The sequence below is a fragment of the Amycolatopsis sp. NPDC114505 genome, from assembly GCF_055633615.1.
Genome location: NZ_JBVKDV010000001.1, coordinates 58,175 through 75,611, shown reverse-complemented (window position 1 = coordinate 75,611; position 17,437 = coordinate 58,175). Strand labels below are relative to the sequence as shown.

Genomic DNA, 17,437 nt, shown 5'->3' with positions numbered 1-17,437 from the left:
ACCAAGCGCTAGACGATCAGCGACAGCGGCAGGATCAGCGCGATCGCCACCACCGAGATCAGCGTCTCCATCACCGACCAGCTCTTCAGCGTCTGCCCGACCGACAGCCCGAAGTACTCCTTCACCAGCCAGAACCCGGCGTCGTTCACGTGCGAGAAGAACAGCGACCCCGCGCCGATCGCGAGGACCAGCAGCGCGCTCTGCGACGGGTCCATCCCCGCCGCCAGCGGTGCGACGATGCCCGCCGCCGAGACCGTCGCCACCGTGGCCGAGCCCGTGGCCAGCCGGATCGCCACCGCCACCAGCCAGCCCAGCAGCAGCGGGGACAGGTGCGCGTCCTTGGCCAGGCCCGTGATGACGTCGCCGACGCCCGCGTCGACCAGGGTCTGCTTGAAGCCGCCGCCCGCACCGACGATCAGCAGGATGCCCGCGATCGGGCCCAGCGAGTCACCGACCACGGTGGACAGCTTTTCGCGGCCGAGACCCGCCGGGCGGCCCAGCAGCACCATGCCCACCAGCACCGCCGCCAGCAGCGCGATCAGCGGGTCGCCGATGAAGTCCAGGACCTTCCGGGCGCCGTTGTCCTTGGCCAGCAGGATGTCCGAGAGCGCTTTCGCCAGCATGAGCACGACCGGCAGCAGCACCGTCGTCAACGTCGCCGCGAAGCTGGGACGCGGCTTGTCCGGGTCCGCGCGCTCGGGGATCAGCCGCTCGGGCGGCGCCGCGTCCGGGACGAGCCGGGCCGCCAGCTTGCCGAACAGCGGGCCTGCGATGACCAGCGTCGGGATACCGACGAGCAGGCCGAACGCCAGCGTGACCCCGACGTTCGCGTTCAGCGCGCCCGCCGCGGCGAGCGGACCCGGGTGCGGCGGGACCAGGCCGTGCAGCACCGACAGGCCGGCGACGGCCGGAATGCCCAGCAGCATCAACGGTTTCCCGGTGCGCTTGGCCGCGAGCAGCACCACCGGGATCAGCATGACGAGCCCGATCTCGAAGAACATCGGCAGCCCGATCAGCGCCGCGACCAGCGCCATCGCCCAGGGCAGCGCGGCACCGCGCGCCTTGCCGAGCACCGTGTCGACGATCTGGTCGGCGCCACCGGAGTCGGCCAGCAGCTTGCCCAGCATCGCGCCCAGCGCGATCAGGATGCCGACGGACGCGACCGTGCTGCCGACGCCGCCGCTGAAGCTCTTCAGCAGCTTGTCGACGGGCATCCCGGCGGTCAGGCCGAGCACGAGCGAACCGAGCACCAGCGACAGGAACGGGTGCAGCTTCACCTTCGTGATCAGCACGACGATGACGGCGATCGCGACGACGGTCGCGGTGATCAGCCGGGTGTCGTGGCCGGTCCAGGCGGCCGCGAGGACGGTGGTCATGAACGCTCCCGGAAGGCGGTGAGGGCGGCCTCGGTGATCTCGGCCGGTGTTTCGCGGATGTCGAAGACGGCGCCGGGCTCGTCCGGCTCGAGGGGTTCGAGGTCGGCGAGCTGGGAGTCCAGCAGCGACACCGGCATGAAGTGGCCGGAGCGGGACTTCATGCGCTCGGCGAGGATCTCGCGATCACCCTTCAGGTGGGCGAACCAGACGTTCCCGCCGGTCCGCAGCACGTCGCGGTACCGGCGCTTGAGCGCCGACGACGTCACGACCCCGCCCGACGCCTGGTGCTCGCGGATCCAGCCGGCGATGGCCTCGAGCCAGGGCGCGCGGTCCTCGTCGGTCAGCGGGTGCCCCGCGGTCATCTTGTCGATGTTGGCCTGCGGGTGGAACGTGTCCGCCTCGGCGTACTCGACGTCCAGCGCGGTCGCGAGTCCCGTGCCGATCGTCGTCTTGCCGGAGCCTGACACCCCCATCACCACGATGACGGTCATCCGCACCTCCCACGTCGTTGTGCCCAGGTGAGTCAAACTCAAAAGTACTACTTATTCAAGATGAAGTACTACTTAATCGAATCAGTTCGCTAGGTTGGCGGAGTGGGGACCGACAGGCACGAGCAGGTACTGGACGCGCTGGGCGCGGCGATCGCGAACGGATCGCTGACTCCGGGCACTGTGCTGCGCTCCGAAGAGCTTCAAGAGCGCTTCGGCGCTTCGCGGACGGTGGCGCGCGAAGTCGTCCGAGTGCTGGAGACGATGCGGCTGACCAGCAGCAAGCGCCGGGTCGGCGTGATCGTCCGGGAGCCGGCCGAGTGGAACCACTACGACCCGCGGCTGATCCGCTGGCAGCTCGACGGCCCGGCGCGCCCGGCGGCCCTGGCGACGCTGAACGAGCTGCGGTCGGCGATCGAGCCGTGCGCGGCGCGGTACGCGGCCCTGCGCGCGACGCCGGAGGAGCGCGGCCGCCTCGGCGCGCTGGGGGAGCGGCTGGCGCGCACGGCCCGGGCGCGCGACCTCACGACGTTCCTCGAGTTCGACATCGCGTTCCACGACCTGCTGCTCGGTGCGTCCCGGAACCCGATGTTCGCGCAGCTGTCCGAGGTCGTCGCGGAGGTGCTCACCGGCCGGACCGGGCACGGGCTGATGCCGCCGGAGCCGCAGCCCGAGGCCGTGGCGCTGCACCTGGAGGTGGCCGCGGCGGTGGCGGCGGGCGACGCGGACCGGGCGGAGCGGGCGATGCGCGACATCGTCGTCCAGGCGCGCGAGGAGATCGCGGCGCTGGTCGAGTAAGGCAGTGTCCCGAGGGCGAGTAGCCTGCCTCGGGAACTGGACTTTCTTCTGCCGGGGGGCACGGGTGAGCGCGGCGCGCGCGATCGGACTGGTGTTGGGCGTGGCGGCCGACGGCGCCCTCGGCGACCCGCGCCGCCGGCCCCCGGTGACGGCGTTCCGGCGGCTCCCGCAGGGCCCGGCGATCGTGGTCGCCGGCGCCGTGGTGGCCGGCGGTCTCCTGCTCGAGCGCGCCGGCCGCGGCCGCCCGCTGGTGCAGGCGACGGCGACAGCGGTGTCGACGTGGGCGGTGCTCGGCGCCGCCGGACTGGCCCTGCAGGGCACGGAGCTGGCGCGCGACCTCGAAGAGTCCCGCTTCGACCCGGCGCGCGCGACACTGTCCGAACTGGACCCCCGCGTGGCCGACGGCCTGGAGCTGGTGGGGCTGTCGCGGGCCTCGGTGGAGACGCTGGCGGAGAACACGTCGGACGCGGTCGTGGCGCCCTTGGTCTGGGGCGCGGTGGCGGGGGTCCCGGGCCTGCTCGGCGCGCGGGCGGTGAGCCTGCTCCGCGGGTCGCGCCTGGGACGTCAGGGCCACTGGGCGATCGACCGGCTCGACGAGCTGGTCCACCTGGTCCCGACCCGCGTGGCGGCCGGCTTGACGGTACTGGCGGCCCCGGTGGTCGGCGGTTCGGCGGGCGGAGCGTGGCGCGCTTGGCGCCGCGACACGATCGCCCACCCGAGCCCGAACGCGGGCCGCGTGGAGGCGGCCTTCGCGGGAGCACTGGAGGTCCGCGTCGGCGGGCGGACGGTCTACCCGCACGGAGTGGCGGAGCTGCCGGTGCTGGGCGTGGGGCGGAACCCGGACGCGGGGCACGTGACGCGGGCGGTGGAGCTGTCCCGGGTGGTCGGGTGGCTGGCCGGGGTGACTTCGGTGGTGCTCGCGGTGGTCGCCGGGCTCTGGCGTCGCTCGCGCTGATCGTCACCAGCCCCGGTGGTCGCGCGCTTCCGGGTGGAAGGACCAGCCACGCCGGTCGCGGCGCAGCGAGCCCCAGACCGCCGAGGTGCCGTCGGAGAGGCCGTCAGGCCCGTGACCGGCCCGCACGGCGCCGTCCGGACCGACGAGCCGGAGGTACGGGTCCTCGATCAGCGCGAAGCTCAAACCGCGGGTGGCAGCGTCGTAGATGGTCACGACGAACTCGATCTTCCGCACGTCGGCGTCCAGTTCGCGGAACGAGATCCGGATCAGGTCCTCGTTCGCGTCCTCGTCCCGCCGCGCCTGCCGGATACCGCCGCAGGGGCTGCGCACGTTGTTGAAGAAGACGTCGTAGCCGTCGAGCGCGGTGCCGTCGGCGCCGTACCCGATCGCGGCGGCGTCGAGGTCGATCTCCGCGAACAGGCTCTCGGCGAGCTGCCACCCGAACTCGACGTCCAGCGAGTCGAGCCGCGGCAGCCGGACCGGCGCCGGCTCGCCCGGAGCGCCCGGCTCGACGCGGAACACGCCCACGGCGATTTCGTGCGAGCGCGCGCGAACCCTGGGCGCCAGCCCCGGCGGCCAGATCGTCTTCGCCGTCCACACGATGCCCCGCAGCCGGCGCAGGTCACCGGTCCCCGGCTGGGAAAGCTCACGACTCGACAGGCCGAAGCCGGACAGATCGAGGTCCGACAGGTCGGCCGTGATCCCCGCGACCGCCGCGGCCAGCCGCGACCTGAGGTCCGCCACCACAGCCCGTTCGACCGCCTGACCCGAGTCGCGGGCCCGGACCAGGGTCGCGTACCGGTTGCCCAGCAGGGGCAGGCCGGCCGCGATGTCCAGCGCGCATCGGGCGGCCGGTTCGAGGTGCGGCCCCGCGTCGTGACGGTGTGCGGTCGCACGCAGCTCCGCGGCGAAAGCCCGCGCTTGCGCCCGGATCTCCGCTCTGCGCCGGTCGATGACGACCTCACCCAGCGCGCGGTCGAGCACCCGGGCGGTGGCGCGGATTCCCTCGAGCTCGCGGAAGAGCGCGGCCGCTCCACGCGGCCCGGGCCGGATTCCCCAGTGCGTCATGCACCGGATCCTGCCCGGCTCCGGCGGGGTGGGGTCCCCGTCAGCCGCGCCGGCGCAGCTGCGTCAACGCCTCCGCGTCCAGCCGGCCGCCGCGTTCGGCCAGCCGGGAACCGATCCGCTCCCGGTCTTCGGCCGTCTTGTTGCCGCCGAACTTGAACTTCGCCCGCACGCCCGTGATCGTGAACTCGATCCCGCGGATCCCCGGCAGCAACCGCCGGTCCGAAGACTCCGGCGCAGCGCTCACCCGCGCCCGCGAACCGTCCGTCTCGAAGTGGCGCAACTGCTTCTCCAGCAACGCGGCCTTCGACTCCGGGTCGTCGACCAGCCGCACGTCCCCTTCGAGCTGCACCGTCGCGTAGTACGACGTCGGGACGCCGAAGGCCGGGTCCGCCGTCGTGTTCCAGTCCGCGCGGACGTACGTGTAGTCGTCGACCACCGTCAGCAGTGCTCGCGGGTGCTCCTCCAGGAGCGGCCAGATCGGGTTCGGCCGCGCCAGGTGCGTCAGCACCGTGCGGTCGCCGTCGAACGCGAAGTGCGCCGGGGTCACCACCGGCAGGTCGCGGCCCGTGCCACCGGCGATCAGCTGGCCGAAGTCGTGCGTGGACAGCCATTCGCGCCACTCGTCGTCCGAAGCGGCGTCCCACGGGTGGATCAGCATGATCCCAGTGTCACGCCGGCAAGTGGCCCGGAAGAAGGGCCAATAACGAGCTACTTCTGATGGCCACTTTCGGCCAGCTCGTCCTCGGCGAGGATCTCCGCGACGGACCTCCGGCGCGTCGGCGCTTCCGACGACGTGACCAGCGCGCCACCCGGCTTCAGCTCACGCACCGTGAAGTACAGCCAGCCCAGCATCGCCATCGCGCCGAACGCGATCCACTGCAGCGCGTACGACAGGAACGGCCCCGAATCGGTCTGCGGCAGCGGCAGCGCGCCCAGCACGCCGGGCTGGTTCGTGTCGAGCTGGAAGTACCCCGGCCGGATGTCGAGCTTCCCCGCCCGCGCGACCACCCGCGAGTCGACGACGTAGCTCTGCAGCTGCCCGCCGGTCGAGGAGTCGGCGAACGCGTCCCGGTTCTTCGGGTCGGTCTCGTCGGCGCGCGCCCGGGCCGTCACGGAAACGGTCCCGGCCGGCGGCGGCGCGTACGGCAGCACGCCGGACTTGCTGTCGAGCCGGACGTACCCGCGGTCGACCAGGACGACCGTGCCGTCCGTGGTCCGCAGCGGCGTCAGCACCTCGAAGGCGCCTTCGCCCTGGACGGTCCGCAGCCGCGCGACGACTTCCTTGTCCGCGAGGTACTGGCCGGTGATCGAGACGAGGTGCCATTCCGTGTGCTGGTCGGGCGCGCTCCCCGGCGGCAGCAGCTGGGTCAGCGGCAGGGGCGGCGCGGTGAACGACGCCTCCAGCGCGGAGTTCTGCTCGACGCGTTCGGTGTTGCGGCTGAACTGCCACGGTGAAAGCAGCGTGAAGCAGCAGATGGCGAAGGTGAACACCACCACCGTCAGCGCCAGCCACCCGGGCTTGAGCAGGAACCTCAACCGCACCCCACCACGGTAGGCCGTGCCCCGCCCCGGCCGCCCGCCGACCTCCGTCACCTGTGACTTCTACCCGCGCGAACGCACCCAATCCAGCAAACCGGGCACCGAGCGTTCGATCATGCCGAGGACGTCTTCGAAGCCGTCGTCACCGCCGTAGTAGGGGTCCGGGACTTCGGCGCCTTCGGGGGCCGACGGGTCGAACGACCGCAGCAGCCGCACCTTCGCCGGGTCGCCGACGCGGGAGCGCAGGAACTCCGCGTGCCCTTCGTCGGCGGCGAGCAGCAGGTCGGCGCCGAGGTCTTCGTCCGAGACTTCGGAAGCGACGTGCGCGGTCGGGTAGCCGTGGGCTTTGAGCGTCGCGCGAGCGCGTTTGTCGGCGGGTTCCCCTTCGTGCCAGCCGCCGGTGCCGGCACTGGACACGCGGACGGCGTCGGCCAGGCCGGTGTCGTCGAGGTGGGCGCGGAACACGAGCTCGGCCATCGGGGAGCGGCAGATGTTGCCGGAGCAGACGAAGACGAGGTGCGTCACCTCGCGAGCGTAACCGGCCGGTTCACCCGGTCACCCGCTCGCTCGGCGGTACCCGCTCACCGCCGCGGCCACTTAGCGTCGGTTGCGCGAGGACGCGAACCGGAAGGAAAGCGATCATGCACGGATGCTGCTCGAAGTGCACGGGTCAGGGCTGCGGCTGCTGCGGCAACTGCAACTGACACTCCACCCGGCGCTCGCGGCGGCGGCGGTGGACCCGCCGCCGGGGCGCCCCTAACGGGTGATGCAGGTCGCCGACGTCGCCTCGTTCAACGCCCGCGCGTGCAGGACGTCGAAGCGGTGCACCACGTCCGCGACGCCCGCCGCCACCAGCTGACGCGCCGGGCACGAACGGGCCTTCCGCGCCGCGAGCGTGGCGCTCAGCTCCGTCAGCAGCCCCGTGTTCAGCCGGTCGATCACCGGGCGGATCTCGCCCAGGTCCGGCTTCGTCGTCGGAGCCTCCGACGGGTGCGCGTCCCAGCGCGCGTACAGCCCCCGCTGGACCACCTTGTTCGCCTCGATCTGGGCGTGGAAGAAGCGCACCGCGTCCGCCGGGTCGAGGCCCAGCTCCGGGGCCCGCGCCGCCACTGAGTCGTAGATCTGCTGCTCGCGCACCGGGTCGTCGATCGGGGACGGCGTGCCGTACTTCGCCGCCGCCACCTTGTCGGCGATCGCGACGCGCTGGGCCGCCAGGTCCGTCAGCTGCCACAGCGAAGCGCTCGACGCCGAGGCCGGGACCGAAGCCAGGACCAGGCCGGACACCACCGCGAAGAGCACAGCCAGTACTCGCATGGCTCGCGACCGTACATGCGAAGATCCCCCGGTGCCCGCGCTTTCCGAAATCATCACCGTCCTGGACCAGGCCTACCCGCCCGCGCTCGCCGAGTCGTGGGACGCCGTCGGCCTCGTCTGCGGCGACCCCGCCGAGCCCGTCACGCGCGTGCTGTTCTGCGTCGACCCGGTCGCCGAGACCGTCGACGAAGCCGCCGACCTAGGCGCGCAGCTGATCGTCGCGCACCACCCGCTGCTGCTGCGCGGCGTGCACGGCGTCCCCGCGGACACCGCCAAGGGCTCGCTGGTGCACCGGATGATCCGCGAAGGCATCGCCCTCCACTGCGCGCACACCAACGCCGACTCCGCCGACCCCGGTGTCTCCGACGCTCTCGCGCGGGCGATCGGGCTGCGCGTGACCGGTCCGCTGGCACCCAACGAAGACGGCGTCACCGGCATCGGCCGCCTCGGCGAACTGCCCGAAGCCGAGCCGTTCGCGATGTTCGTCCAGCGCGTCGCCGACGCTCTCCCCGCGACCGTGCCCGGCGTGCTCGGCGCCGGCGACGCCGACCGCCCGATCCGCACCGTCGCGGTGTCCGGCGGCGCCGGGGACTCCTACCTGAAGCAGGCCACCGCGGCCGGCGTCGACGCCTTCGTCACCGCCGACCTGCGGCATCACCCCGCCGGTGAGCACCTCGCGAACCCGGGTGCCGTGCCCGCGCTGGTCGGGCTGACCCACTGGGCCAGCGAATGGCCCTGGTGCGGGCAAGCCTCGGCGGTCGTGGCGGAGGCGTTTGCGGGTAACGTCGACACCTACGTCTCCACGCGGTGCACCGACCCGTGGAACGTCCGCGCCGAGCGCACATCGATCTAGAGGGAGCACCGTGAAGGCCGAACCCGCCGTGCAGCGCCAGTTGCTCGAGCTCGCCAAGGTGGACGCCGAGCTCTCGCGCACCGCGCACCGCCGTCGCACCCTGCCCGAGCTGGCCGAGATCGACGCGGGGGAGAAGACGGCCCGCGAGCGCCGCGACGCGCTCGTCTCCGTGGAGACCGCCGCCTCCGACCTCGACCGCGAGATCGCCCGGCAGGAGAAGGAGATCGAGTCGGTGCGCGCCCGCGAGGACCGCGACCGCAAGCTCCTGGCGGGCGGCTCGGTCAACGCGAAGCAGATGACCGACATCGAGCACGAGCTGCAGACCCTGCAGCGCCGGCAGAGCGCGCTGGAGGACGACCTGCTGGAGCTGATGGAGCAGCGCGAGGCCCTCGGCCTGGACGCGCAGCGCACCGGCGCCGAGGTCGACAAGGCCGAGGCCGAGGTCGCCGCCGCGGTCGCCCGCCGCGACGAGGCGTTCAAGGACCTCGACACCACCCGCGCCCGCCGCGACGAAGACCGCGCGAAGCTGCTGCCGCGCTTCCCGGAGCCGCTGCTCAAGCTGTACGAGAGGGTCCGCGAGCACAAGGGCATCGGCGCCGCGCTGCTGCGGGCCCGCCGCTGCGGCGCGTGCCAGCTGGAGATGGACCGCAACACGATCGCCGAGATCAAGGTCGCGCCGGAGGACGAGGTCATCCAGTGCGAGAACTGCGGTGCGGTGCTGGTCCGGACCATGGAGTCGGGTCTGTGACTTCGCACGTCGTCATCGAGGCCGACGGCGGGTCGCGGGGCAACCCCGGCCCGGCCGGCTACGGCGCGGTCGTCAAGGACGCCGCGACCGACGAGGTCCTCGCCGAGCGCAAGGAAAGCCTCGGCGTCGTCACCAACAACGTCGCCGAGTACAACGGCCTGATCGCCGGGCTGGCCGCCGCGGCCGAGCTCGGGGCGTCCACTGTGGACGTCCGGATGGACTCGAAGCTCGTCGTGGAGCAGATGTCCGGGCGCTGGAAGATCAAGCACCCGGACATGCAGCCGCTGGCCGAGCGGGCCAAGGAGCTGGCCGCCGGCTTCGCCCGCGTCAAGTACGAGTGGATCCCGCGGGCGCAGAACTCCCACGCCGACCGGCTGGCCAACGAAGCCATGGACGCGGCCACGGGCAAGCCCGCCGCCGGGAAGCCCGCGCCGAAGCTGCCGACCCGGAAGCCCGACCGCGCGACCGTGGCCTGGACCGGCGCGAAGGGCACGCCGACGCGGCTGCTCCTGCTGCGTCACGGCCAGACGGAGATGTCGGCGCTGCGCCGCTACTCCGGCCGCGGCGACGTCCCGCTGACCGAGCTGGGCCGCTCGCAGGCCGCCGCGGCGGCGAAGCGGCTGGCCGCGATGGACGGCCTGGTCGACGGCGGCGTCGGTGGCGAGGCCGTCCCGATCATCTCCTCGCCGCTGACCCGCACGAAGCAGACCGCGCAGGCCGTCGCCGACGCGCTCGGCGGCCGCGTCGAGACCCACCCCGGGCTCATCGAGACCGACTTCGGTGACTGGGAGGGCCTGACCTTCGCCGAAGCGGCCGACCGCGACCCCGAGCTCCACTCATCCTGGCTGGGCGACAGCTCGGTGCCGCCGCCCGCCGGGGAGAGCTTCGACGTCGTCCACCGGCGCGTCCGCAAGGCCCGCGACGAGCTCATCGCCGAGCACGGGGGCAAGACGCTGGTGCTGGTCAGCCACGTGACGCCGATCAAGACGCTGCTGCGGATGGGCCTCGACGCCGGCCCGCAGCTGCTGTTCCGGCTGCACCTGGACCTGGCGTCGCTGTCGATCGTCGAGTTCTACCCCGACGGGAACGCTTCGGTCCGGCTGGTCAACGACACGTCGCACCTGACCTGACCGGCCACCGAGCTGACGAGGGAAATGTGGGACGGATCACGCTCAATGCCGACGCGTGGCGGACCCCGGATGGGGTATTGGCTACAGTGTCTCGACCGCGACGCCGCGGCGGTGGGCCCGGCCTCGGGTCCACTTCATGGGGCGCCAGCTCGTGCGCATCCCACCGGCAGAGGCCTGCGGGCGGAACAGTGACGAGGACATGACGGCTAGCGCACTCACCGAGACCTCCCCGAGCGACGTCCCCGAGGACCCGGCACCCGCGACGACCACGCGGAGCTGGGGCTCGCGGCTGGCGCCGGTGCTGGCCGTGCTCGCCGGCGTCGCGGCGGTGGCCGTCCACGCCGCCCGCTACGGCCACTGGATCGTCGACGACGCCGCCATCACGTTCTCCTACGCCCGCAGCTTCGCCGACGGCCTCGGCCCGGTGCTGCAGCCGGGCGCCCCGCCGGTCGAGGGCTTCTCCGACCCGACGTGGATGGTGCTGCTCGGCGTCGGCAAGCTCGTCGGCCTCTTCGACCACGGCATGCTGTTCGGCCTCCCGGACTACGTGCTGTTCCCCAAGGCCCTGGGGCTGCTGTTCACGGGCGGCATCCTGACGGCGGGCTACATCGCCGCGAAGCAGATCTTCCCGCGCTTCGCCTGGCTGGCCACGCTGGTCGCCGGCCTGACGCTGGCGACGATCCCGTCGTTCGTCATCTGGGTCGTGTCGGGCCTGGAGAACTCGCTGTTCGCGTTCGTGGTCGTCACGCTGGCCGTGACGCTGTTCGTCGCGGTCCGCAACGACCGTCTCCTGACGCCGAAGGTCGCGATCTGGGCGGGCGTCATGGTCGCGTTCGCCGCGCTGACCCGGCCGGAAGGCCTGATCTACGCGGGCGCGTACCCGCTGGCGGCGCTGTTCCTGCTGCGCGGCGGCCTGTTCTGGAAGAGCTTCCGCCTGGCGCTGCTGTCGGTGGCGGCGTTCGCCGTCCCGTTCGGCGGGTACGTCGTCTGGCGGTACTCGGAGTTCGGGCGCCTGCTGGCCAACCCGTCGGTGGCCAAGCAGCAGGGCCTGCCCGGCTTCGACGCGCTGAAGCGGCCTTTCGAGCTGGCCGGCTACGCGGGCTGGGCCGGCGTCGTCCTGCTGCTGCTCGTGATCGTGTTCGCGCTGGTCAAGGCCCCGTGGCGGCGTCCGCTGATCGCGCTGCTGGTGCCGCTGGCGCTGGGGATCGTCGCGTACGGCGTGATGGTCGCCGACTGGATGTACCAGCACCGGTTCGCCAGCCCGATCTGGCCGCTGGCGGTCATCGCGGGCACGCTGTCGGCGGGCGAGCTGCTCAAGCACCGCCGGGCGCTGCTGCGGATCGGGATCGTCGTGGTGCTGGTGGGCGCGTTCGTCCCGTCGGCGATCGGGTTCGCGCAGGCCGCGGACAAGTTCGCGAAGAACCCGAACATCACGGCGTGCCTGGTGGCCGACCGCTTCGGCCGCGGGTTCAACACGTACGCGGACATCCTGGGCATCCAGAAGGCGTCCCTGCTGCTGCCGGACCTCGGCGGGTCGTCGATGACCAGCCGGCTCGAGCTGGTCGACATGGCGGGCCTGGTCAACAAGCCGATCGCCGACCTGGTCCACGACAACGACCTCGCCGGCCTGCGCGACTACGTGTTCGACACGGTGAAGCCGACGTTCATCCACTCGTGGGGCCCTTGGGCCGCGGGCAACGGGATCGCCCTGGACCCGCGCCTGGACCGCGACTACGTGCTGATCTACAGCTCCCCGATCGAGGGCCTCCGCAACGGCGACTGGGTCCGCAAGGACGCGGTGACCGACCCGGCGAAGCTGAAGGCGGCCCAGGACTACGCGGCGAAGACGATCCCGGAGGTGGCCGTGGACCGTTTCGGCGGCCCGCTGGACGACTGCGGCGCGACGATGAAGCCGGGCCAGACGATCACGATGCCCAGCTGAGACCGAGCCACAACGCCCCTGTCGCCGCCACCAGGCACAGGGGCGTTGTGATGAGCCCCAGCGCGTGGAACGTCTTCGCCGACGGGTGTTCCGGCAACGTCCGGCGCCACAGCAGCGTCGCCAGTGAGCCCAGGTACGTCGCGTTCGGGCCGATGTTGACGCCCAGCAGCACTGCCAGCAGCACCCCCGGTGCCGGGTGCAGGCCCAGCACCGACAGCAGGATCAGCGTCGCCGGGAGGTTGTTCACCAGGTTGGCCAGCAGGGCCGCCACTCCGGCCGCCAGCAGCAGGTCGACCAGGCCCGCCGACGTCGGCAGGACGTCGCGCAGGAGGCCGCCGAGCAGGTGCTCCGAGACCGCCTCCACCACCACCGCCAGGCCCAGCACGAACAGGACCAGCTGCGGCGCCGCCTCGGTGACCAGCTGCCACGGCTTGATCTTGCCCAGCGCCAGCGCCCGGGTGCCGAGGATCAGCGCCGCCAGCGCCGCGATCCACACCGGCTCGACGTGGCCGAGCGGGCCCAGCGCGAAACCAGCCAGCGTCAGACCCAGGATGACCAGGGAGAACGTGGGCGTCTCCAGGTGCCGCACCGGCTCCGCCGCCGGTCGCGGGCGCAGGTCGGCGGCGAAGAAGCGCAGGAACACCAGCAGCTCGATGCCGATCGTGACCAGCCACGGCAACGCCATCGCCGCCGTGAACCCGGCGAACGTCAGGCCGGACGCACCGAACGCCAGCAGGTTCGTCAGGTTCGACACCGGCAGCAGCGTCGACGCCGAGTTCGCCAGGTGCGCGCACGCGTACACGTGCGGCCGGGCCGGGAGGCGGAGGCTCGTCGCCGTCGCCAGGACGACCGGGGTGAGCAGGACGACCGTCGCGTCCAGGCTGAGGATCGCCGTCACCCCGGACGCCGCGGCGAAGGTGAGGACCAGCAGCCGCCGCGGCTTGCCGTGGCAGGCCTCGGCCAGGCGGTTGCCGAGCCAGGTGAACACGCCGTCCACACTGGCCAAAAAGGACAAAAGCAGGATCGCGGCCAGAAAGCCCAGCGTCGGGAGGATCTCGACGGCGCGCTGCCCGGCCGCCTCCGGGCGCACGAGCCCCAGCAGCAGCGCGAGCCCGGCGGCCGGCACCGCGGCGACCGCTTCGGGCCAGCCGCGCGGCCGCACGATCGCGAAGACCAGCACGGCGGCCAGCAGTATCAGGCTTCCCGCGCCTGCCCAGAAGTTCACCGGCTCACGCTAGACGGGCCTTCAGACGCCCAGCGGCTCCGGGGTCGCGGCGCCGCGCGCGAGGTCCTGCTCCTTCGCCCGGATGACCGGCAGCACGTGCTTGCCGAAGTGCTCGACGTCCTCGAGGTAGTGCAGGAACCCGAGCAGCAGGAGGTTCGCCCCGCGCTTCTTGTACTCGATCGCCCGGTCGGCGATCTGCTCCGGCGTGCCGATCAGCTTCGTGCGGAAGCCGTCGTTGTACTGGACGAGGTCCTCGAACTCCGAGTCGGCCCACATGCCCTTGGCGTCCGAAGTGGACTTCCCGGCCTGCGCCACGGCCGACCGGAACCCCTCGACCGCCTCGACGTTGGCCTTCGCGACGATCTCCTTCAGAACCGCGCGAGCTTCGCTCTCCGACTCACGCGCGATCACGAACCCGTTCAGTCCGAACCGGACGGTCCGCTCGTGGGACGCGGCGTACCCGCGCACCTCCGAGACCTGCTCGCTGAAGCCGTCGAAGTCCTTGCCGTTGCTGAAGTACCAGTCCGACACGCTGCCCGCGAGCTTGCGCGCCGCCGTCGAGTTGCCGCCCTGGAAGATCTCCGGGTGCGGTGCCGCGACCGGCTTCGGCTTGATGTCGAAGTCGTGGATCCGGTAGAAGTCGCCGCGGAACTCGGCGTGGTCGTTCGTCCAGAGCTCGCGCAGCACGCGGATGAACTCCTCGGACCGCCGGTAGCGCTCGTCGTGCTCCAGCCACGGCTCGCCGAGGCCGGTGAACTCGCCCTTGAACCACCCGCTCACGACGTTGACCGCCGCGCGGCCACCGGAGATGACGTCGGCGCTGGCGATGAACTTCGCCAGCACGCCGGGGTGCCACAGTCCGGGGTGGACGGCCGCGATCACCTTGAGCCGCTGCGTCGCGAGCAGCAGCGCCAGGCTGAACCCGGTGGACTCGTGCTGGTAGGAGGCGCCGTAGCTGGCGGTGTACCGCACCTGCGAAAGCGCGTACTCGAACCCGCTGTTCTCGGCCAGCACAGCGAGATCGCGGTTGTACTCGTAGCCCCAGTCCGTCCGCTGTTCGATGTCGGACGTGACGAGGCCACCGCTCACGTTCGGGACCCAGTAGGCGAATTTCAACGGCTCTTCGAGCGACATGGCCCGAGTAGAGCAACGACGCACGAGACGGTCAACGCGCGTCCACGCGGTGGGAAGTCACCCGCCGCGCTGCGACTTCGCCAGTGCGCCACCGAGTTCCGCGCGGCCGGGGATGCCGAGCTTGCGGTACGCGCCGGACAGGTGCAGCTCCACCGTCCGCCGCGTGAGGTGCAGCGCGGTCGCGATCTCGCGGTTCGTCAGCCCCTGCGCGGCCATGACGGCGATGCGGTTCTCCTGCCGCGTCAGGCCGTGCTCGTTGTCCTTGGCCGGCGTCAGCGCCCGCCGCGCCGAACGCAGCTCTTCCGCCGCGCGCCGGGCGAGCGGACGCGCGCCGCAGTGCTCGCTCAGCTCGACGGCCTGCCGCAGCGTCTCGATGGCCTTTTCGGACTGACCGTGGCGCGCCTGCAGCGAGCCGAGCTCGGTCAGCGCCGTCGCCAGCTGGAGGCGGGCCGGGGACGAGCGAAGCGTCGTGATCGCCTTGTTCAGCGCCCGCTCGGCTTCGTCGTCCTCGCGCACGAGCCCGAGCGTCGTCAGCGCCGTGCCCAGCGGCCGCGCCGCGCCCCAGCGAGTCGAGGCGGTCATGTCCTCCTCGGCCAGCCGGGCCGCGTCGTCGGCCTGGCCCAGCGCCAGCGCCGCCCGCGCGGCGTGCGCGCGCCACGGCACGAAACCCGGGAACCGCATGCCGTGGTGCGCGAGCCGGCGTCCGCAGCTGAGCAGGTCCTCGAACCCGAAGCGCGTGTACCCGGTCGCGACGCGCAGGCGGCCGCGCGCGTACAGGAGGTAGGTGTGGGTGAACAGGCCCTGGCTCGCGACGAAGTCCATCCGGTCCAGCAACGACGTCGCCGCCTCGAACCGGCCCAGGTCCACCCAGCATTCGACGAGCTTCGCCGCGCACAGCACGCCGACCGGGCACGTCGTCGTCCCGCCGCGCTCGTCGAAGCGGCGCAGCAGCGACTCGAAGTGCACGCTCGCCCGCTGCAGGTCGCCGCTGGCCTGCAGCGCGATCCCGCGGGCCAGGGTGGGCAGCGCGCCGTGCGGCACGTGTACGTCCCACGGCTCGCGCTCGACGTCCAGGACGCGGCACAGCCGGTCGACGTGCACCGGCTCGTCCGCGAGCACCGCCGTGGCGAGGGTGAAGAAGTAGTGCTGCTCGAACAGCTCGCCTTCGCCGGACGGGGGCGAAGCGGTGAGGCTCAAGGCGTCCGCGAAGTGCTTGACGGCCTCCGGCGCCGACTCGCCGTTGCGGACGGCGTCCAGCGCCAGCAGTGCCGACCGGCTGCGCTGCGCGGCCGGGTCGGTCGGCGGCGCCCACTGCTCCTCGAAGTCGCGGAACTCCGGCGGCGGGCCGAGCCGGCTGCCGGCCTCGGCGAGGTAGGTCATGCACAGCAGCGGCCACACGGCGTCCGGGCCGCCGGCGTCGAGCCGGGCGGCGATCTGGCCGGCCGCGCTGATCGCGAGCCGCGCGTCCTGGCCGCCGCAGAGCGACAGCAGCATCGCCGATGCGATGAACGCGGCCGTGTCGCGGTTGCCGATGGTGTCGACGGCCTCCCGCACCCGCTGCGCCGCGGCGGGCGGGTCGACCTGGAACTCCGCGTGGGCCAGCTGCAGCAGCACGGCCACCCGGCGCCCCGACGTCAGGCGCTCCTCCAGCGCGCGCCGCAGGTACCGCGCGCCCAGCTCGGGACGGCCGGAGAACACGGCGTTGCGCGCGCTCAGCCGCAGGACGTCCACGCCCCACGGGATCCGGATCGACGTCGCGTCGAGCAGGTGCGCGGCGACGCGCTCCGCCGGCGCGCCGGTCTCCGACAGCAGCTTCGCCGCCCGCGCGTGGTTGACCGCCCGCGTCGTCTTCGGCATGTCCCGCAGCACGGAGTTGCGGACGAACGGGTAGGTCAGCGTCGGTGCGTTGCTGTTGTTCAGCACGTGCAGCCGGACCATCGTGTCGATCGCCTGCAGCGCGTCGAGCTCGTCGACACCCGCGAGCTGGGCCAGCAGGTCGAAGCCGGCGTCCTCGCCGAGGATCGCGGCCGCGTGCAGGATCGCCGGCGCGTCCGGGAACTCCTTCATCCGCGTGTGGAGCACCTGCCCGATCAGCGACGAGCCGAGCTCGTGCGGGTCCGCGCCGGGCAGCAGCCGCGGCCGCAGCGCCTGCAGCAGGTAAGGATTGCCGCCGGTCGCCTCGCGGCAGGCCGTGGCGAGCTCACCCGGGGCGAGCCCGAGGATCTCCGCCGCGCCCGCGTCGCCGAGGCCGTTCAGGGTGATCGTCGCGGGCGTGCAGCCCGCCATCTCCAGCAGCGCCACCTCGCGGTGCGGCGGGTGGCCGATCAGGGACGTGAGTATGATCAACACCGGCAGGTCGAGCACGCGGTGCCGGATGTAGGCGAGGCAGCGCATCGACCAGGCGTCGGCGAGGTGCACGTTGTCGATGCCGAGGAAGAGCGGGCCGCGCTCGGTCGCTTCCCGGATGATCCGGAAGAAGCGGTCCAGTGCTTCGCCCTCGCCGGCCGGGCCGCACTCGGCGGGCAGCTGCGCCGAGCCGGGGTCCAGCACGTCGGCCAGCTGGCGGGCGAGCCCGCCGGGTAGGTGGCTCTCCAGCCGCGACCCGGTGGCGACCGCGACGGTGAAGCCGGCGTCCGCGGCGAGCGCGGCGGTGGTGCGGAGCGTGGCGCTCTTGCCCATGCCGAACTCGCCGACGAGGACCGCGCTCGCGGCCGTGCCCCCGAGCGCGACGGGGAACAGGCTGGTCAGGCGGCTGAGCTCGGGTTCGCGGCCGGGGAGCCGCGGGGCGGGGCGCTTCGGTACCGAAGCCCCGCTGGGGGGATGCTCGGAATTTACTTCGGTATCCACCGTAAGGACTTTCATGTTGG

16 protein-coding genes are annotated in these 17,437 nt (G+C 72.5%); 6 read left to right on the top strand and 10 right to left on the bottom strand.

What is annotated here, in order from left to right:
• Nucleotides 1–8: 8 nt before the first annotated feature.
• A complete protein-coding gene (locus ACZ7OU_RS00325; protein ID WP_470253774.1) occupies nt 9–1,376 on the bottom strand; it encodes a GntT/GntP/DsdX family permease in 1,368 nt (455 codons plus the stop codon).
• Complete coding sequence (locus tag ACZ7OU_RS00320) at nt 1,373–1,867, bottom strand: gluconokinase (RefSeq protein ID WP_470239106.1); 495 nt, start codon at nt 1,865–1,867, stop codon at nt 1,373–1,375. The genes ACZ7OU_RS00325 and ACZ7OU_RS00320 overlap by 4 nt, the downstream gene beginning before the upstream one ends.
• A 102-nt stretch (nt 1,868–1,969) precedes the next feature.
• Here ACZ7OU_RS00320 and ACZ7OU_RS00315 point away from each other — a divergent pair, with 102 nt between their 5' ends.
• Together ACZ7OU_RS00315 and ACZ7OU_RS00310 are read left to right on the top strand one after the other, a co-directional pair.
• The gene (locus ACZ7OU_RS00315) at nt 1,970–2,662 is read left to right on the top strand and encodes a FadR/GntR family transcriptional regulator (RefSeq protein ID WP_470253773.1); all 693 of its coding nucleotides are present in this window, start codon (nt 1,970–1,972) and stop codon (nt 2,660–2,662) included.
• Between the two features lie 64 nt (nt 2,663–2,726).
• The gene (locus ACZ7OU_RS00310; protein WP_470239104.1) at nt 2,727–3,617 is read left to right on the top strand and encodes a cobalamin biosynthesis protein CobD/CbiB; all 891 of its coding nucleotides are present in this window, start codon (nt 2,727–2,729) and stop codon (nt 3,615–3,617) included.
• Between the two features lie 3 nt (nt 3,618–3,620).
• On the opposite strand, the gene ACZ7OU_RS00305 is transcribed toward ACZ7OU_RS00310, so the two are convergent.
• The 5 genes from ACZ7OU_RS00305 to ACZ7OU_RS00285 all read right to left on the bottom strand — a co-directional run bounded on the left by ACZ7OU_RS00305 (nt 3,621) and on the right by ACZ7OU_RS00285 (nt 7,538).
• The gene (locus ACZ7OU_RS00305; protein ID WP_470253772.1) at nt 3,621–4,685 is read right to left on the bottom strand and encodes a TerD family protein; all 1,065 of its coding nucleotides are present in this window, start codon (nt 4,683–4,685) and stop codon (nt 3,621–3,623) included.
• Between the two features lie 40 nt (nt 4,686–4,725).
• Entirely contained in the window at nt 4,726–5,343 is a 618-nt protein-coding gene (locus tag ACZ7OU_RS00300; RefSeq protein WP_470253771.1) for an FMN-binding negative transcriptional regulator, read from the bottom strand.
• 50 nt (nt 5,344–5,393) lie between these two features.
• A complete protein-coding gene (locus tag ACZ7OU_RS00295; protein ID WP_470253770.1) occupies nt 5,394–6,227 on the bottom strand; it encodes an SURF1 family cytochrome oxidase biogenesis protein in 834 nt (277 codons plus the stop codon).
• A gap of 60 nt (nt 6,228–6,287) precedes the next feature.
• Nucleotides 6,288–6,749 carry a low molecular weight protein-tyrosine-phosphatase gene (locus tag ACZ7OU_RS00290; RefSeq protein ID WP_470253768.1) on the bottom strand — a complete coding sequence of 154 codons (462 nt, stop codon included), beginning with the start codon at nt 6,747–6,749 and terminating at the stop codon, nt 6,288–6,290.
• 231 nt (nt 6,750–6,980) lie between these two features.
• Nucleotides 6,981–7,538 (bottom strand): chorismate mutase, encoded by a 558-nt coding sequence (locus ACZ7OU_RS00285; protein ID WP_470239099.1) that lies wholly within the window; start codon nt 7,536–7,538, stop codon nt 6,981–6,983.
• Nucleotides 7,539–7,569: 31 nt separating this feature from the next.
• Here ACZ7OU_RS00285 and ACZ7OU_RS00280 point away from each other — a divergent pair, with 31 nt between their 5' ends.
• From ACZ7OU_RS00280 to ACZ7OU_RS00265, 4 genes are all read left to right on the top strand, one after another.
• Nucleotides 7,570–8,391 (top strand): Nif3-like dinuclear metal center hexameric protein, encoded by an 822-nt coding sequence (locus ACZ7OU_RS00280; protein WP_470253767.1) that lies wholly within the window; start codon nt 7,570–7,572, stop codon nt 8,389–8,391.
• A 10-nt stretch (nt 8,392–8,401) separates the two neighbouring features.
• On the top strand, nt 8,402–9,139 hold the full coding sequence (locus tag ACZ7OU_RS00275) for a zinc ribbon domain-containing protein (RefSeq protein WP_470239097.1): 738 nt from the start codon (nt 8,402–8,404) through the stop codon (nt 9,137–9,139).
• A complete protein-coding gene (locus ACZ7OU_RS00270) occupies nt 9,136–10,269 on the top strand; it encodes a bifunctional RNase H/acid phosphatase (RefSeq protein WP_470253766.1) in 1,134 nt (377 codons plus the stop codon). Before ACZ7OU_RS00275 ends, ACZ7OU_RS00270 begins: the two co-directional genes overlap by 4 nt.
• A 199-nt stretch (nt 10,270–10,468) precedes the next feature.
• Entirely contained in the window at nt 10,469–12,211 is a 1,743-nt protein-coding gene (locus ACZ7OU_RS00265) for a hypothetical protein (RefSeq protein ID WP_470253765.1), read from the top strand.
• On the opposite strand, the gene ACZ7OU_RS00260 is transcribed toward ACZ7OU_RS00265, so the two are convergent.
• From ACZ7OU_RS00260 to ACZ7OU_RS00250, 3 genes are read right to left on the bottom strand one after another with little or no spacing between them, the layout of a single operon-like run.
• Nucleotides 12,195–13,436 carry an SLC13 family permease gene (locus tag ACZ7OU_RS00260; RefSeq protein ID WP_470253764.1) on the bottom strand — a complete coding sequence of 414 codons (1,242 nt, stop codon included), beginning with the start codon at nt 13,434–13,436 and terminating at the stop codon, nt 12,195–12,197. The genes ACZ7OU_RS00265 and ACZ7OU_RS00260 overlap by 17 nt on opposite strands.
• 21 nt (nt 13,437–13,457) lie before the next feature.
• On the bottom strand, nt 13,458–14,570 hold the full coding sequence (gene sfnG, locus ACZ7OU_RS00255; protein WP_470253763.1) for a dimethylsulfone monooxygenase SfnG: 1,113 nt from the start codon (nt 14,568–14,570) through the stop codon (nt 13,458–13,460).
• A gap of 57 nt (nt 14,571–14,627) precedes the next feature.
• Nucleotides 14,628–17,417 (bottom strand): AAA family ATPase, encoded by a 2,790-nt coding sequence (locus ACZ7OU_RS00250; RefSeq protein ID WP_470239092.1) that lies wholly within the window; start codon nt 17,415–17,417, stop codon nt 14,628–14,630.
• Between the last annotated feature and the right edge of the window lie 20 nt (nt 17,418–17,437).

Coding starts and splice junctions, on each gene's coding strand:
- ACZ7OU_RS00325 (WP_470253774.1), bottom strand. CDS start 1,376: ATGACCACCGTCCTCGCGGCCGCCTGGACCGGCCACGACACCCGGCTG.
- ACZ7OU_RS00320 (WP_470239106.1), bottom strand. CDS start 1,867: ATGACCGTCATCGTGGTGATGGGGGTGTCAGGCTCCGGCAAGACGACG.
- ACZ7OU_RS00305 (WP_470253772.1), bottom strand. CDS start 4,685: ATGACGCACTGGGGAATCCGGCCCGGGCCGCGTGGAGCGGCCGCGCTC.
- ACZ7OU_RS00300 (WP_470253771.1), bottom strand. CDS start 5,343: ATGCTGATCCACCCGTGGGACGCCGCTTCGGACGACGAGTGGCGCGAA.
- ACZ7OU_RS00285 (WP_470239099.1), bottom strand. CDS start 7,538: ATGCGAGTACTGGCTGTGCTCTTCGCGGTGGTGTCCGGCCTGGTCCTG.
- ACZ7OU_RS00265 (WP_470253765.1), top strand. CDS start 10,469: ATGACGGCTAGCGCACTCACCGAGACCTCCCCGAGCGACGTCCCCGAG.
- sfnG (WP_470253763.1), bottom strand. CDS start 14,570: ATGTCGCTCGAAGAGCCGTTGAAATTCGCCTACTGGGTCCCGAACGTG.